This is a genomic window from Flavobacterium omnivorum, from assembly GCF_900099915.1.
In the GTDB taxonomy this organism is placed as follows: Bacteria; Bacteroidota; Bacteroidia; order Flavobacteriales; family Flavobacteriaceae; genus Flavobacterium; species Flavobacterium omnivorum.
On sequence record NZ_FNDB01000003.1, the window covers coordinates 101398 to 117819 of the forward strand.

A 16422-nucleotide genomic window follows, 5' to 3' on the forward strand; every position below is an offset into this window, starting at 1 on the left:
CCGTTTTTATATGCCTTTTAGACGGTACTACTTCTAAATTTACATCCCAGTTCTAATTGCTTCCACAGGATCTAATTTAGACGCTGCAATAGCAGGAAGAATTCCAGAGATCAATCCAATTATTGCGGCCAATCCAGTTCCTAAAATAATATTTCCCATCCCTAAGACAAATTCGAAATCTAATGCTTTTGTTAAAATAACAGAAATAATCCAAACCAACAAAAGGCCAATTACACCCCCAATCACGGACAGGATTACTGCTTCAAATAAAAATTGAAACATAATAAATCGATTTTTAGCTCCTAATGATTTTTGGATCCCAATTAAATTGGTTCGTTCTTTTACAGAAACAAACATAATATTAGCAATTCCAAAACCACCTACAAGTAATGAAAAACCGCTAATAATCCATCCTACAAGGTTCATTTGTCCCAAAATACCATCAATAAGGTCGGTAAAACCGGAGAACACATTAATAAAAAAATTGTCTATCTCCCCTGCTTTCAAACCTCTAAAGCTTCTTAATTTTTGAGATATCTCACCTTTATAAGCTTCCATATCAACTCCTTTTTCCGGCTTGAAAATAATGACATTGGTTAAGGACGTATTATTATCCCCGTACAATTGTCGGACGAAATTGACTGGAATATAAGCGGACGTATCGTTACTGTCTCCAAATAAACCAGAGCCTTCTTTTTTAAGAACTCCTATTACCGTGAAACGTTTTCCATACAAACGTACATTTTTCCCAATGGGCTCGGCATCTTCAAACAAGGATTTTGCAATTTCATTCCCCAAAACAATGACCGTAGCTCCTGAATTAGCTTCGGATTCATTATAAAAACGACCTTTTTCGAATTCAAGACCCTGAATGTCTATAAATTCATGAGAAACCGGGACAATATTAATCGCACTTACCGTTTTTGAATCATATTTAATAGACTCTTTTCTAGTAAATATTTGATAGGCCATTTGGTCTGTATTAGTCATACTTCCTTTCATATAGGTATATTCATCATACTTAACATTAGGAAATTGATCTCTTTTCCATTGTGGAATTTCAGAAGGACCAAAAGAAAACTTGATTAAATAAATGGTGTTTTTATCCAAACCGCTCAAATCTTTGGAGATTTTTCTATCTAATGAATCTACCGCAGCAAGAACTGCTATAATCGAAAAAATTCCTATTGTAACTCCTAACAAAGAAAGCAAGGTTCTTAACTTGTTATTTGTCAATGCATTCATTGCAAAACCAAAACTCTCTTTTAATAATCGAAGGTAAACTAGCATACAATCTGTTTTGTGTTAAAGTAAAATTCAATAAATATTAATCAAAAACCTAATGAAAAAGCGTTTCCTTACCGTGTCGCGCTGTTATTTTGATTGAGCCAATGAAATAGCTACAAAATATATAATTATCTCAATTTCAAATGGCTTAATTTTGACATTAAAAAACTATTTTTGCATTTTATAACTATAACTACATAATGAGCACAACTAAAACAATTCAATCGGCCTTAATCTCTGTTTTTTCAAAAGAGGGATTAGAACCTATAGTAAGACAACTAAACAGTCAAAATGTTACACTTTATTCTACCGGTGGAACAGAAGATTTCATAAAAAACCTAGGAATTCCAGTAATCCCAGTAGAAGATGTGACTTCCTACCCTTCGATTCTAGGTGGTAGAGTCAAGACCTTGCATCCTAAAGTTTTTGGAGGAATACTAAATCGCCAAGATAATGAAAGTGATGTTCAACAAATGCAAGAGTTTAACATTCCCCAAATTGACTTGGTTATCGTTGACTTATATCCTTTTGAAAAAACGGTTGCTTCAGGAGCAGCTGAAGCCGATATCATTGAAAAAATTGATATTGGTGGTATTTCGTTAATTCGCGCTGCTGCAAAAAATTTCAAAGACACTGTCATCGTAGCGTCAGTAGATCAATATAGTTTACTACTAGATATGATTACGGAGCAAAATGGCGCAACAACATTGGAAGACAGAAAACTATTGGCGACAAAAGCATTTCATGTTTCTTCTCATTATGATACCGCTATTTTTAATTACTTCAACACAGACGAGACCATTTATAAAGAAAGTATCGAAAATGGCCAAATTTTAAGATATGGAGAAAATCCACATCAAAAAGGATTTTTCTTTGGTGATTTTGAGGCTATGTTCAAGAAATTACACGGAAAAGAGCTGTCCTACAATAATTTATTAGATGTAGATGCTGCAGTAAATTTGATCAATGAATTTAAACAAGAAGGCCCTACTTTTGCCATATTAAAACACAATAATGCTTGTGGATTAGCGTCAAGAACTACCATTAATGAAGCATATCTAGCCGCATTAGCTTGTGATCCAACTTCAGCTTTTGGAGGTGTTTTGATTTCCAACACCAAAATTGATGTAGCAACTGCTACTGAAATAAACAAACTGTTTTGTGAAGTTGTAATTGCTCCAGAATATGATGCTGAAGCTACCGCAATTTTACAAGAAAAGAAAAACCGAATTATATTAGTACAAAATGAGGTTGCATTACCAGAAAAATTAGTGCGAACTTGCTTAAATGGAATTTTAGTTCAAGAAAGAAATAACATTACTGACAATAAAGAAGCACTTAGAACCGTTACTATAACTGCGCCTACTGAACAAGAAATTCAAGATTTAATATTTGCTTCTAAAATTTGTAAAAACACAAAATCCAATACGATTGTTTTTGCAAAAGACGGCACACTTATTGCTTCAGGCACTGGACAAACCTCAAGAGTTGACGCCTTGCTTCAGGCTATTGAAAAAGCTAAAAGTTTTGGATTTGACTTGCACGGAGCGTCGATGGCCAGCGATGCCTTTTTCCCCTTTCCAGACTGTGTGGAAATAGCGCATAAAGCTGGAATAACTGCTGTAATTCAGCCAGGAGGCTCGATAAAAGATGAATTCAGCATTAATTATTGCAACGAAAATAAAGTTGCAATGGTATTTACTGGAACTCGTCATTTTAAACATTAATTTGTTTAACTTTGTCCGTCACAAATTTATAACTTTTAACCCTTAAAAAACTTATGGGATTTTTTGATTTCATGACCGAGGATATTGCGATAGACCTTGGTACCGCTAATACTTTAATCATACATAATGATAAAGTTGTAATTGACAGCCCATCTATAGTTGCTAGAGATAGAGTATCAGGCAAAATCATTGCTGTAGGTAAAGAAGCAAGTATGATGCAGGGTAAAACACATGAAAATATTAAGACGATTAGACCCTTAAAAGATGGTGTAATTGCTGATTTTGATGCTTCTGAAAAAATGATAAGCTTGTTTATAAAAAGCATACCCGCTTTAAAGAAAAGAATGTTTACACCCGCATTGCGAATGGTTGTTTGTATTCCTTCTGGCATTACTGAAGTGGAGATGAGAGCCGTAAAAGAGTCTTGCGAAAGAGTTAATGGTAAAGAAGTATATTTGATCCACGAACCTATGGCAGCAGCTATTGGGATTGGGATTGATATTATGCAGCCAAAGGGAAATATGATTGTTGATATTGGTGGTGGAACAACTGAAATTGCCGTAATAGCTTTAGGTGGAATTGTTTGCGACAAATCAGTTAAAATCGCTGGTGATGTCTTTACAAATGACATTGTATATTATATGCGTACCCAACATAATCTTTTTGTAGGAGAGACTACGGCCGAAAAAATAAAAATCCAAATTGGTGCTGCAATAGAAGATTTAGAAACTCCTCCTGAAGACATGTCGGTTCAAGGTAGAGATTTGCTTACTGGTAAACCAAAACAAGTTGAAGTTTCATATAGAGAAATTGCTAAAGCGTTAGACAAATCGATACAACGTATCGAAGATGCCGTAATGGAAACCTTATCTCAAACACCTCCAGAATTAGCTGCAGACATTTACAACACGGGTATTTACCTTGCTGGTGGAGGGTCTATGTTGCGAGGATTGGACAAAAGAATTTCTCAAAAGACAGACTTACCGGTTTACATAGCAGAAGATCCATTAAGAGCCGTTGTTAGAGGAACTGGTATGGCCCTTAAAAACATCGTGAAATTCAAAAGTATACTGATAAAATAAGAAAAACAAAATTCTAAATTCCACTCTATAGTTCAGAAAATTGGACTGCTGGGATTTAGAATTTAACTTTTGATTTATTTAAAATATTTAATTTTAAACAATGCAGCAAATATTTAATTTTATTTTTAAAAACAGTAACAGAATACTGTTTTTGCTGCTTTTAGGGATATCGTTATCTCTTACGATTCAATCCCATTCTTTTCATAGAAGCAAAATAATAAGTTCTGCAAACTTTTTAAGTGGTGGTGTCTATGAAAAAGTAAACAATCTAAATGAGTATTTAAATTTAAAAACTCAAAATGATGCACTTGCACTTGAAAATGCGAAACTCAAAAGCCTCCTTTTTAATTCTGAAGATACAACTGCAGTACGAAAATTAGACAGTTTGAAAGGCGTCAAGCTAGAAGACATAATTGTTTCTAAAGTAATCCACAACTCTTATAATGTCTATGAAAATTACCTGACGTTAAATTCAGGTGAATTGCAAGGCGTAAAAACAGACATGGGCGTTGTAAATAGCTTGGGGATTATAGGTATTATAGAAAACACTTCTCCCAAATATGCTACTGTGATCAGCATTTTGAACAAAAGAACTCAGATCAATGCTAAAATTAAAAAATCCAATCATTTTGGTTCATTGAACTGGAATGGAAAAAGTACAGGTTTTGTACAGTTGACTGATCTTCCAAGATTGGCATTGATAAAAATTGGAGACACCATTGTTACTGGAGGGCAGTCGGTTATTTTTCCTGAAAACATTAACATTGGAACAATAGCGAAGATATACAGAGATACTCAAACTAACTTTTATACCTTGGATATTAAACTTTTTAATGACATGACCAATCTGGGCCATGTTTATATAATAAAAAGTAAAGATCGCGACGAAATTACTAATTTAGAAAAAAGAGAAAAAGATGAATAGCACCTTGTTAGTCAACATTTTCCGATTTATACTGTTATTAGCCATTCAGATTATCATATTTAACAACATGAATTTTTTGGGCTATATCAGTCCATTTCCCTATATTTTATTCATCATATTGTACCCTGTAAATGGCAATAAATCTGGTTTAGTGGCGGCCAGTTTTTTACTTGGAATCATTATGGATCTTTTTAGTAATTCAGGTGGAACACATGCAACAGCGTGTTTAGTTTTAGCTTATTTCAGACCGTCAATTTTTAAGTTTGCCTTCGGATTGAGCTACGAATACCAAACTATAAAATTGAATGATGTTTTAACACCACAACGATTCTCTTTTATATTATTATCCGTAGTTATTCATCACTTTACCTTGTTTTTACTAGAAGCATTTCAATTGTCGTATATCCTAGACACCTTATTAACCACATTATTAAGCACTGTATTCACCATTATTATATGCATTATCATCATATACCTTATTAAGCCAAATAAAAGATGAGAAAAGTCTTGTTGCCCTCTTTAATTATTCTTGCTACTTCTCTACTTGTGATGCGAATTTTTTATTTGCAGGTGGTTGACGACACCTTAAAGTTAAAGTCGGAAAATAATGCTATTAAAAAAAAACACGAGTACCCTGAACGAGGTTACATCTATGACCGAAAAGGAAAGTTATTAGTAGCCAATCAGGCATCCTATGACATCATGGTAATACCTCGAGAAGTAAAAAAAATAGATACTTTAGAATTTTGCCAATTATTAAATATCACCAAAGAAACTTTTATAAAAAACATAAAAAAGGCAACAATATATAGTCCGCGTCTTCCGTCCGTTTTTTTATCTCAATTAAACAAAAGTGAATTTGCTGCATTTCAAGAAAAAATACGAAAATACGAAGGGTTTTATGTTCAAAAGCGTTCCCTTAGGGATTACGAAGTGGCTTTTGGAGCTAATGTATTTGGGGGTATTACTCAGGTAAATGAGAAATTAGTTCAAAAAAATCCATACTATAACAGTGGTGATTTAATAGGACGTCAGGGTGTTGAAGAAAGCTATGAAGAAATTTTGCGCGGAGTAAAAGGAGTCAAATACATTCAAAAAGACAAATACAACCGCGAAATCGGCTCCTACAAGAACGGGAAATACGATACTATTGCTGTACAAGGTGAAGACATTAATCTTACGATAGATGCGGAACTACAAAAATATGGGGAAGAATTAATGATAAATAAAAGAGGTGGAATTGTTGCCATTGAACCAAGTACTGGAGAGATATTAGCACTTGTAACCGCTCCTTCTTATGACCCAGGAATATTAGTAGGACGACAACGATCTAAAAACTACACTGAATTATACCGCGATTCTATAGCAAAACCTTTATATGACAGAGGATTGTTGGCGGAATACCCTCCTGGTTCACCTTTCAAAATTTTGACTGGCCTCGTTGCTCTTCAGGAAGGAGTAATTGACGAGAACACTACTGTCAGTTGTAATCATGGTTTTAGTTATGCTAGAGGTCGATTCATGCGCTGCCATTGCAGAGGTGGTGCCCTTCAATTGCACCGAGGTATTTATGAGTCCTGCAATTCCTATTTTGCGACGGCTTACATGAAAACCATAAATAAATATGCTAAACCGGCTCAAGCGGTTGATGTATGGAGCAATCACATTCGAAGCTTTGGACTTGGACAATTTATGGGATACGATTTGCCAACAGGTAAAAGAGGTAAAATACCAGATTCTAAAACATACAAAAGAATTTATCCTAATGGTGGTTGGAGAAGTACCACAATTATTTCAAATTCAATAGGTCAAGGAGAGGTTGTGATGACGCCAATTCAACTAGCTAATATGATGGCAGCAATAGCTAATCAAGGACACTACTATACTCCTCATATCATCAAAAGAATCGAAGGGCATACAATTGATAAAAAATTTACAACCAAACATGTAACAACGATTGACAAAAAACATTTCAAACCAATTATAAGTGGCCTTTTTGATGTTTATAATATGGGTACCGCAAGCGCTCTTAAAGTAGAGGGAATTGACATTTGCGGTAAAACAGGAACTGCTGAAAACTTCGCAAAAATAGGAGGTCAAAGAGTTCAATTAAAGGATCATTCTATATTTGTGGCCTTTGCACCAAAGGACAATCCAAAAATCGCGATTGCCATTATGGTTGAAAATGGAGGTTTTGGATCTACAATCGCTGGACCAATTGCCAGCTTGATGATTGAAAAGTACTTACGTCAAAAGATTACAAGACTTGATTTAGAAAAAAGAATTCTTGCAACTAGTTTGCAAAGTCAATATGCTAAATTAGGTGGACTTTCAGAGGCAGTCAAATTACAATTAAGAATTAGTGATTCTCTTCTAAAAAAGAAAACAATGATTCCAACTGCCAAAGTAAAAATAGATTCTACAAAAGAGAAAAAACAAGCTATTTAATCCGAATGAAAAACCAAAGTGTAACAAATAATATTGACTGGATAAGCATAATCATTTATGCGTCATTGGTTATTTTAGGTTGGCTAAACATCTATTCGTCTTCCCTTTCATCTATGGAAGATACTTATGAAAAACAATTGATTTTCATCGTACTAACCATTCCTTTAATTTTTGTTGTACTATCGGTTGACGGAAAATTCTATGAGAAATACGCCAGTATAATTTTCGGAATTTCTTTATTAACATTAGCGGGCTTATTTTTATTTGGTAAAACTATCGCAGGACAGCGCTGTTGGTATGCCATAGGGAGTTTCACAATACAGCCTTCTGAATTTGCAAAAGCAGCAACAGCATTAGCTTTGGCAAAATATCTAAGCGATACTCAAATCAATCTAAAAGATGTTGCTCGACAATGGCAGGCTCTCGCAATCATAATATTACCGGTTTTGCTCATTTTACCACAACCCGATCCTGGGAGTGCATTAATCTATAGTATATTTATCATTGTTTTATACCGTGAAGGACTTCCATCATGGTATGTTTGGACTGGCTTTGTAACTGTTTTTTTATTTGTATTAACGCTTGTTCTAGAGCCTCAATATGTCATTCTAATTGGATTAGCGGTTATAATTATTGTCCACTTTAAATCTCGATTAGCAGACAGAAATATCGTTTTAAGCAGTATTCTTTTCGTGCTGATTTCAGGATTCGTTTTCTCCGTGGACTATGTCTTCGATAATGTGTTTAAACAGCATCATAGGGATCGCTTCAATATCCTTTTAGGCAAAACTGTGGACATGAAAGGTATTGGATACAATACCAATCAATCAGAAATTGCGATAGGCTCTGGCGGTTGGTTTGGAAAAGGATTCCTAGAAGGAACGCAAACTAAAGGAGGATTTGTACCAGAACAGCATACCGATTATATTTTTACAACGGTAGGCGAAGAATGGGGCTTTGTTGGCTCTTTAACTGTTATAGCTCTTTTCGCAGGTTTATTACTTAGAATAATCTATTTGGCTGAAAGGCAAAAAACAAAATTCAGTAGGGTATATGGATATTGTGTAGCAGGAATTTTATTTATGCACTTTTTTGTAAATATTGCCATGGTTGTGGGTATTTTTCCAACCATTGGAGTTCCGTTACCTTTCTTTTCATACGGAGGTTCCGGTTTATGGGGGTTTACCATATTACTATTTATATTCATAAAAATGGATGCGAATAAAGTGAACGAATGGTAGCTTAATAACTTCTACTCCTGCGCTTTCCATTATAAAACACATAAAATAGAGTCGTAGACCATCTCCATTTAGAGGTAGACAAACCCTATTAAAACCAGTTGATGTCTCCTAAATCACTGCTAACTATAATAAGCAATCCGTTAAGTCCAAAAGTGAGTTGAAAGAAATTACAATCTTACTGTAGACTAAATTGAGCCCGCTATATTTCTAAAACAATAAGACTTGAACACAATTACAATCTTTAAATTCAGGCCTAAAAGACACTAGTAAACTACTATCAGCATCCAAATAAGCACTGACACCAGGCTACTAAAATAAAAATGCCCTAGAAATTCAATAGAATTTCTAGGGCATTTACAAATCGTATCGTTACTAAAAAACGACAAATACTATGACTTTGCTAATTTATCTTTTTTTAATTTTACAGGTAAGCTGTTTTTAGATACTGCTTTTGTTTGCAAATCATCTAAAACGTTAAGCGCTTCTTCTACATAAATATCTTTAGATAATGCTTCATGCCATCTTTCTCTTTTCTCTTTTAACGTAACATCTTTATTCATAGCATCCGTTTCATATGGTAGCGATGTAAATGTCAGCGCATTTTTATAATCTACAATTGGTTTGTATTTTTTTGCTTTCTCTTCAATTTCAGATTGAGCAATTTTAAATTTATCAATGTTCAAACTGTAGACATTCTCTTCACTTCTACTGTCAATCCATTTCGCATTTTCCTCAATCAATTGAAATTGTGAATTGGCACTAATTCTACTTTTACTATTCGCAATCGCCTTATTAAAGTTTCCATTTTTATCCCAAACAGAATATTCTGCTTGATCAATTTTATCCCAAGGCATTGCATTATCGACATCACGTTCACCCATCTTTAGATAAGCATATCGATCCGGCATAACAACATCACTGCGTACACCTTCTAATTGAGTTGAGCCACCGTTTATTCTATAGAATTTTTGAGTCGTCGTTTTGATAGCACCTAAATCTCCAACAGAACTACTACGAACAAATTGGTTTAGATCAATCACATTTTGAACCGTCCCTTTTCCGTAGGTTTGTTTGCTTCCAATAATAATTCCTCTTTTATAATCTTGTATGGCTGCGGCCAAAATCTCGGAAGCAGAAGCAGAAAAACTATTCACCATGATCACTAATGGGCCGTCCCATTCTATTTTTTTGTCTCTATCGTACAAAACCTCTTTTTTTCTACCAGCAGATTTGATCTGAACAATTGGTCCCTGTTCGATAAACAATCCTGCAATATCAACAACAGTTGACAAAGATCCACCACCATCATCCCGCACATCTAACACGATTCCGTTTACACCTGCTTTTTTTAATCGATCGACTTCAATGGCGATGTCTTTTCCTGCATCTCTTCCATCTGTGTTTTCAAAATCAATGTAAAATTTAGGTAAATAGATTACACCATATTTCAATCCGTTTTTGTTTACAATACTGGATTTGGCGTACGTTTCTTCAATTTCAACAATGTCTCTGACTATTGAAATAATTTTGATGGTTCCATCTACTTTTTTAACGGTAAGACGCACTTCTGAACCTTTTGGTCCTTTTATCTTCTTCACCACATCATCCAAACGCATCCCAACAACATCTACAGCTTCGCCACTTCCTTGGGCCACTTTCATGATTAAATCACCGGCTTCCAACTGCTTTCCTCTCCATGCTGGACCACCAGAAATTAGCTCTGAAATCTCAGTCAAATCATTCTTCTTTTGAAGACGAGCCCCTATTCCTTCTAATTTCCCACTTATACTTACATCAAAACGCTCTTTCTCTTCAGCTGCAAAGTAGTTTGTATGCGGATCAAAACGTGCTGTAATTGAATTGATATAAACTGAAAACCAGTCATTTCTATCCAAATCTTTTATAAATCCAAAATACTCATCAAGCGATTTAGCTGAACTTTCTCTGGTTTCTTTCTCTAAAACATCAAAGGATTTTATACTGTATTTTGAGTCGTTTTTCTTCTTATCTTCCTCTAATTTTTGTTTATCAATAAGAGATGAAAGTGTAGACAATTTAATTTGCTTTCTCCATTTATCATTGAGTTCTGTTGTGTTTTTAGGATAAGGCGCTTTCTCATAATCAATATTAAAACTTTCATCAATACTGTAGTCAAAAGGTTTACTTAAAACGTCTTTATAAATCGTTGTACTTTCCTTCATTCTTTTCATTAAACGATCATAGGTAAGATTGAAGAAACTCAAATCTTTACTCAATAACTGATCGTCTAATTGCAGCTCGAATTTTGAAAATTCATCAATATCCGATTGTAAAAAAAATCTTTTGGATGGATCCAAAGCTTCAATATAATCCTTGTAAATGCCTTTCGAAAAAGTATCATCTATTGTGGCTGGGCTATAATGTCCTTTTTCAATAACAAAAGTTAATAATTCCAAAAGGAGTTTGTCTTTTTCCGGATCATTTGCTTTTGGCGCATTGATTTTAAAAGCAAACAAAGTCACAGAAATAAATACGACAACGAGGATAATTTTATAATTTCTTTTCATAAAGTTAAGAATAGTATTCATGAATTTTTATTCTAATATAAGGTAAAAACTATGCCAACAGTAGCAGAACTCCCCTAATTTTTTGTTAAAGATATAAAATAGTTTTTTTTTATTAAGCTAAATGATTCAAGATAACAAATTTTTATCTTTTGTTTACTTAATCCCATTCTGTGTCATTACATTTGCCATCAATATCATAAAAATCAATCTTTTTTTGCCAAAATACTAATGAAAAAATCTAGACCTTTAATTTTAATAACGAATGACGATGGTGTATCAGCGCCAGGACTCAGAGCATTAATTTCTGTGATGGCTGAATTAGGAGAAATCGTTGTGGTTGCGCCAGATACACCACAAAGCGCAATGGGTCACGCCATTACCATTAACAGCACATTATATTTGAATAAATTATCTAAAGACAGCGATCCTTTCTTAGAATATAGTTGCTCCGGAACTCCTGTTGATTGTGTAAAACTCGCTGTTAACGAAATTTTAAAACGAAAACCCGATTTATGTGTTTCGGGCGTAAATCATGGTTCAAACTCTTCCATAAACGTGATTTATTCCGGAACGATGAGCGCCGCAGTTGAAGCAGGAATAGAAGGAATTCCCGCTATTGGCTTCTCGTTATTGGATTACGATTGGAATGCGGATTTCGACACCATAAAATCTTTTATACGCAAAATATCAGCAGAAGTTCTTGAAAACGGACTTCCGGAAGGCGTAGTTTTAAATGTTAATTTTCCAAAATTAAAAGAAGAAGACATCAAAGGGATTCGGATTTGTCGTCAAGCGAAAGCAATCTGGGTAGAGAAATTTGACAAAAGAAAAACACCGCAAGGAAGAGACTATTACTGGCTTGCCGGGGAATTTGTAAACCAAGACAAAGGAGAAGATACAGATGAATGGGCTTTAGAAAACGGTTTTGTATCTGTAGTTCCAGTGCAATTTGACTTGACTGCGCATCACGCAATTCAGCAACTTAACACTTGGAAATGGAATGAATAAAAAAAACCTATTGCTCGGATTTTTAATCGGGATTGCAACAACTTTGCTTGGATCGTACCTTTTTATAAGCTTTTTTTCGGAGTTCAAATTTATCGCCGGAATTCAAATCATGAAATTTCAAGGTAATTTAGGGAAACTAATCACATTGGGATCGATTCTAACGCTGATAGCATTTGCAATTTTACTCAAAATGAATAAAGAAATAATGGCTCGCGGTGTAGTTTTGGCAGTCATTGCCTTGGCTATACTTACTTTATTTATTTAAGTTTATCTTTGCAACTGTATAAAATGATTCCAACAAAAATGATTTTATCCGTTTGATTTTAAAAATTCAAAATCGAAAAAACATGAAATATTATATAATTGCGGGAGAAGCTTCAGGTGATTTACATGGTTCAAATTTGATGAAAGAGCTGTACAAAAAAGATCCAACTGCTGACATCCGGTTTTGGGGTGGTGATCTAATGAAAAATGTCGGTGGAACTTTAGTAAAACACTATCGTGAATTAGCATTTATGGGATTTATTGAAGTAATTTTTAATTTAAAAACGATTCTCAACAACATTAAAATCTGTAAAAAAGACATTCTTGAATTTCAGCCTGATGTACTTATCTTCATTGATTATCCTGGTTTTAATTTGCGTATTGCCAAATGGGCGAAAGCATTGGGAATGAAAACCCATTACTATATTTCCCCGCAAATCTGGGCTTGGAAGGAAAGCAGGATAACAGATATTAAGCGCGATATTGATAAAATGTACGTGATTTTGCCTTTCGAAAAAAAGTTTTACGAAGACAAACACCAATTCCCAGTGGAATTTGTTGGTCATCCACTGATTGATGCAATTCACAACCAAGCAGCAGTTGATCCCGTTCTTTTCAGAAAAGAAAACCAATTAAACGACAAACCAATTATCGCTATTTTACCCGGCAGCCGAAAGCAGGAAATCACTAAAATGCTAAGTGTTATGCTAAGCGTTGTAAAAGATTTTCCAGAATATCAATTTGTAATTGCAGGTGCGCCAAGTCAGGAATTTTCTTTTTACCAAAATTTTATCACTCAGGAAAACATAAAATTCATTTCTAATAAAACCTATGATTTATTGCGAAATGCAACTGCGGCATTAGTCACCTCAGGAACCGCAACACTGGAAACGGCACTATTCAAAGTTCCTGAAGTTGTTTGTTATAAAGGCAGTTGGGCTTCATACCAAATTGCAAAACGAATCATTACACTCAAATACATTTCATTAGTGAATTTAATCATGGATGAAGAAGTGGTAACCGAGTTAATTCAAGAAGAATGCACTACAAAACGCATTCGGGAAGAACTCGAAAAAATATTAAAAACGGACCATCGCAATACGCTTTTAGAAAAATATGCGTTATTAGAAGAGCAATTAGGCGGAATTGGAGCCAGTGAAAAAACAGCTGCATTGATTGTAAATGATTTAAATTAAGCTCCAATTTATTTCCGAATTTTAATATCAACTTAAAAAAACTCTTTTGAAACATATTGTATTCCTACTCTTCATTATCATTTTTTTTACTTCTTGTAAATCGACATCGCCAATAGTAACTTCGAAAAAAGGAGAGCCAAAAGAGAAATTATCTCGATCTGAAAAGAGAAAAACAAACCAATTAGCAGAACAATTAATTGATGCAGCTGCTGATAACTTGGGTGTAAAATACAAATATGCAGGAACAACAAGAGCTGGTTATGATTGTTCCGGATTAGTTTATACCGTCTTTAATTCAGAAAATATTAGCCTACCACGCAACTCGTTTCAACAATCGAAAATAGGAGTTGTTTTAAATCCAAAAAAAGATCAAGCTCAAAAAGGCGATTTGATATTCTTTAAAACCAATAAAAACAAAGCAATAAATCACGTTGGAATTGTAATTGAAGCCACAGATGAAGAAATAAAATTCATTCATTCCTCGACCTCAAAAGGAGTAATTATTTCCTCGACCAAAGAACCGTATTACCAAAAAACCTTCGTCCAAATTAATCGCGTACTTTAATTAATACTATTTTTGGAGAAAATTTAACTTTTAAAATTATAAAAATCTAAAAAAAATAAATCCGTTTCTTACTAAAAATGTGTACTTTAGAGTTATGAAAGTACTACAATTCCCACTGGCAAGAATTACGATAGGGTTTATATTAGGTTTACTTTTTGCTTTTTATCTGCATCCTTCTATTTCGGCTGTTTTTATTGCACTTATTACTTCTGTGAGTATTTTTATTTTATTTTATTTTTTATCCAAAAGCAGAAGTAAACTCTCGCTTTATTTTGGTGCCGGAACCTATTTTTTGTCTTTTATCATCGGAATTGCAACCCAAATTGCACATACCGATTATTTCCAAGAAAGCAATTACATTCACAATACGTCTATTTTTGAACAACCGCAATTCATTTCTTTAACGATTCGAGAAAAAATGAAAAGTTCTGCTTTTAGCGATCGTTACCTCGCTATTATTAATCATATCGGTCAGAAAGAACAAACCGGCAGAATCATATTGAACATACAAAACGACAGTTTGCACCATGTCCTACAAGTTGGGAATTCTCTGCTGATAAAAGGCATATTAACAAAAAACAAACCACCCAATAATCCGAATCAATTTGATTACGGCAAATACCTTGAAAACAAACAAATCTATGCACAACTATATGCTGATGTTGCCGACATAAAAATCGGAACAGAAATAGACAAAAACATCTGGTATTACTCATCCAAATTGAGAACACGGATCATTCGAAATTTAGAAAAAAATAATTTCAACAAAACAGAATTAAACGTTGCCATTGCCTTAATAATGGGACAACAACAAGATATTTCGCCAGACATTATTCGGGATTATCAATTTGCAGGAGCGGTACATATTTTATCCGTTTCTGGATTACACATTGGCTTTATTTTGCTTTTTGTAACCTTTATTCTAAAACCAATTCCCAATAGCAAGCGGGGTTCATTTGTTAAGTTAATCATTATTCTCCTATCGTTATCGATGTTCGGAATTATTGCCGGATTAGCCCCTTCGGTAGTGCGCTCTGTGACGATGTTTTCCTTTGTCGCTATTGGAAATCATCTTCGCAGAAGTGTCAATATCTACCACACCTTATTAGTTTCAGTACTGTTAATTCTACTAGTCGAACCTTCTTTCTTATTTGATGTTGGATTTCAATTGAGCTATATCGCATTGTTTTTCATCATTTGGCTACAACCGCTTTTATCCTCCACTTGGAAACCAAAATACAAGGTTTCAAAATATATTTGGGATACTCTGACGGTATCTTTTGCCGCCCAAATTGGTACTTTACCACTCAGCATTTATTATTTCCATCAGTTTCCTGGTTTGTTTTTTGTCACCAATCTGATTATTATTCCACTACTGAGCATCATAATGATTTTGGGAGTTTTGGTGATGCTTTTGGCGGCGTTTAATATCATTCCCGTATTCTTGTCGCAACTATTGGAGTGGAGTATTTATTATTTAAATAAAATCATAAATGCAATTGCCTCTTTGGAACAGTTCATTATTCAGGATATTCCACTTCATTTTTACCTGTTGTTTAGCAGTTATTTACTATTGTTTACCGTAATCCTTTGGTTCAAAAAACCGAGCTTTACTAAATTGGCTTTGGTTTTGATTGCTGTTCTCATTTCACAATTCTCTTATTTTAAAATACAGTGGAAAATTCAAACGGAACAAGAATTAGTGGTTTTCAACAGCAAAAAAAGCACCTTGATTGCGGAAAGAAAAGGCGAAAACATTTTGGTTTATGCCAACGACAGCACTTTGAAAACTGCACAAAAAAATAGTCTTTTAAAATCCTATCGTATTGGAAACTTTAGCACTTTGGAACAAAAAAAAAGACTTCAAAATTTCATATTCTTTAATGGAAAAAAGATTTTTGTGTTAGACAGCTCAGGAATTTATCCCAAAAACATCAAACCCGATATTATCGTATTGACACAATCCGTAAAAATAAATTTAGACCGTTTGTTCCAAATAATGAAACCCAAATTAGTTATCGCTGATGCATCCAACTTTAAGAACATACAAAAACTATGGAAAGCCAGTTGTGAAAAACAGAAAATCCCTTTTCACGCAACTGGCGAAAAGGGATTTTATAAATTGAATTAAGA

13 protein-coding genes are annotated in these 16422 nt (G+C 34.1%); 11 read left to right on the forward strand and 2 right to left on the reverse strand.

Annotation, left to right across the window (positions count from 1 at the left end):
- Positions 1 to 39: 39 nt before the first annotated feature.
- Complete coding sequence (locus tag BLS90_RS04200; protein ID WP_091255615.1) at positions 40 to 1290, reverse strand: ABC transporter permease; 1251 nt, start codon at positions 1288 to 1290, stop codon at positions 40 to 42.
- A gap of 197 nt (positions 1291 to 1487) precedes the next feature.
- Here BLS90_RS04200 and purH point away from each other — a divergent pair, with 197 nt between their 5' ends.
- The 6 genes from purH to rodA all read left to right on the forward strand — a co-directional run bounded on the left by purH (position 1488) and on the right by rodA (position 8710).
- Positions 1488 to 3014, forward strand: coding sequence for a bifunctional phosphoribosylaminoimidazolecarboxamide formyltransferase/IMP cyclohydrolase (gene purH / locus BLS90_RS04205; protein ID WP_091255617.1), 1527 nt, complete (start codon positions 1488 to 1490; stop codon positions 3012 to 3014).
- A gap of 53 nt (positions 3015 to 3067) precedes the next feature.
- On the forward strand, positions 3068 to 4096 hold the full coding sequence (locus BLS90_RS04210) for a rod shape-determining protein (protein ID WP_066083017.1): 1029 nt from the start codon (positions 3068 to 3070) through the stop codon (positions 4094 to 4096).
- Between the two features lie 100 nt (positions 4097 to 4196).
- A complete protein-coding gene (mreC, locus tag BLS90_RS04215; protein ID WP_091255619.1) occupies positions 4197 to 5021 on the forward strand; it encodes a rod shape-determining protein MreC in 825 nt (274 codons plus the stop codon).
- A complete protein-coding gene (locus tag BLS90_RS04220; RefSeq protein ID WP_091255621.1) occupies positions 5014 to 5520 on the forward strand; it encodes a rod shape-determining protein MreD in 507 nt (168 codons plus the stop codon). The genes mreC and BLS90_RS04220 overlap by 8 nt, the downstream gene beginning before the upstream one ends.
- On the forward strand, positions 5517 to 7469 hold the full coding sequence (gene mrdA, locus BLS90_RS04225) for a penicillin-binding protein 2 (protein WP_091255623.1): 1953 nt from the start codon (positions 5517 to 5519) through the stop codon (positions 7467 to 7469). Before BLS90_RS04220 ends, mrdA begins: the two co-directional genes overlap by 4 nt.
- Positions 7470 to 7474: 5 nt before the next feature.
- Positions 7475 to 8710 carry a rod shape-determining protein RodA gene (gene rodA / locus BLS90_RS04230; protein ID WP_091255624.1) on the forward strand — a complete coding sequence of 412 codons (1236 nt, stop codon included), beginning with the start codon at positions 7475 to 7477 and terminating at the stop codon, positions 8708 to 8710.
- Positions 8711 to 9099: 389 nt separating this feature from the next.
- Here the strand turns inward: rodA and BLS90_RS04235 are convergent, their stop codons facing one another.
- On the reverse strand, positions 9100 to 11277 hold the full coding sequence (locus BLS90_RS04235; protein WP_091255626.1) for a carboxy terminal-processing peptidase: 2178 nt from the start codon (positions 11275 to 11277) through the stop codon (positions 9100 to 9102).
- Positions 11278 to 11484: 207 nt separating this feature from the next.
- On the opposite strand from BLS90_RS04235, the gene surE reads away from it, so the two are divergent.
- From surE to BLS90_RS04260, 5 genes are all read left to right on the forward strand, one after another.
- Entirely contained in the window at positions 11485 to 12264 is a 780-nt protein-coding gene (gene surE, locus BLS90_RS04240) for a 5'/3'-nucleotidase SurE (RefSeq protein WP_091255628.1), read from the forward strand.
- Positions 12265 to 12373: 109 nt separating this feature from the next.
- Positions 12374 to 12529 carry a hypothetical protein gene (locus BLS90_RS17295; protein ID WP_317039377.1) on the forward strand — a complete coding sequence of 52 codons (156 nt, stop codon included), beginning with the start codon at positions 12374 to 12376 and terminating at the stop codon, positions 12527 to 12529.
- Positions 12530 to 12611: 82 nt separating this feature from the next.
- A complete protein-coding gene (gene lpxB, locus BLS90_RS04250) occupies positions 12612 to 13724 on the forward strand; it encodes a lipid-A-disaccharide synthase (protein ID WP_091255632.1) in 1113 nt (370 codons plus the stop codon).
- A 46-nt stretch (positions 13725 to 13770) separates the two neighbouring features.
- A complete protein-coding gene (locus BLS90_RS04255) occupies positions 13771 to 14289 on the forward strand; it encodes a C40 family peptidase (protein WP_091255634.1) in 519 nt (172 codons plus the stop codon).
- 94 nt (positions 14290 to 14383) lie between these two features.
- Positions 14384 to 16420 carry a ComEC/Rec2 family competence protein gene (locus tag BLS90_RS04260; protein ID WP_091255636.1) on the forward strand — a complete coding sequence of 679 codons (2037 nt, stop codon included), beginning with the start codon at positions 14384 to 14386 and terminating at the stop codon, positions 16418 to 16420.
- Positions 16421 to 16422: the final 2 nt, after the last annotated feature.

Bases quoted from the DNA above. Each gene is read 5' to 3' on its own strand.
- BLS90_RS04210 (WP_066083017.1), top strand. From the start codon at position 3,068: ATGGGATTTTTTGATTTCATGACCGAGGATATTGCGATAGACCTTGGT.
- rodA (WP_091255624.1), top strand. From the start codon at position 7,475: ATGAAAAACCAAAGTGTAACAAATAATATTGACTGGATAAGCATAATC.
- BLS90_RS04260 (WP_091255636.1), top strand. From the start codon at position 14,384: ATGAAAGTACTACAATTCCCACTGGCAAGAATTACGATAGGGTTTATA.
- purH (WP_091255617.1), top strand. From the start codon at position 1,488: ATGAGCACAACTAAAACAATTCAATCGGCCTTAATCTCTGTTTTTTCA.
- mrdA (WP_091255623.1), top strand. From the start codon at position 5,517: ATGAGAAAAGTCTTGTTGCCCTCTTTAATTATTCTTGCTACTTCTCTA.
- BLS90_RS04200 (WP_091255615.1), bottom strand. From the start codon at position 1,290: ATGCTAGTTTACCTTCGATTATTAAAAGAGAGTTTTGGTTTTGCAATG.
- BLS90_RS04220 (WP_091255621.1), top strand. From the start codon at position 5,014: ATGAATAGCACCTTGTTAGTCAACATTTTCCGATTTATACTGTTATTA.
- mreC (WP_091255619.1), top strand. From the start codon at position 4,197: ATGCAGCAAATATTTAATTTTATTTTTAAAAACAGTAACAGAATACTG.
- BLS90_RS04235 (WP_091255626.1), bottom strand. From the start codon at position 11,277: ATGAATACTATTCTTAACTTTATGAAAAGAAATTATAAAATTATCCTC.
- surE (WP_091255628.1), top strand. From the start codon at position 11,485: ATGAAAAAATCTAGACCTTTAATTTTAATAACGAATGACGATGGTGTA.
- BLS90_RS17295 (WP_317039377.1), top strand. From the start codon at position 12,374: ATGAAATTTCAAGGTAATTTAGGGAAACTAATCACATTGGGATCGATT.
- lpxB (WP_091255632.1), top strand. From the start codon at position 12,612: ATGAAATATTATATAATTGCGGGAGAAGCTTCAGGTGATTTACATGGT.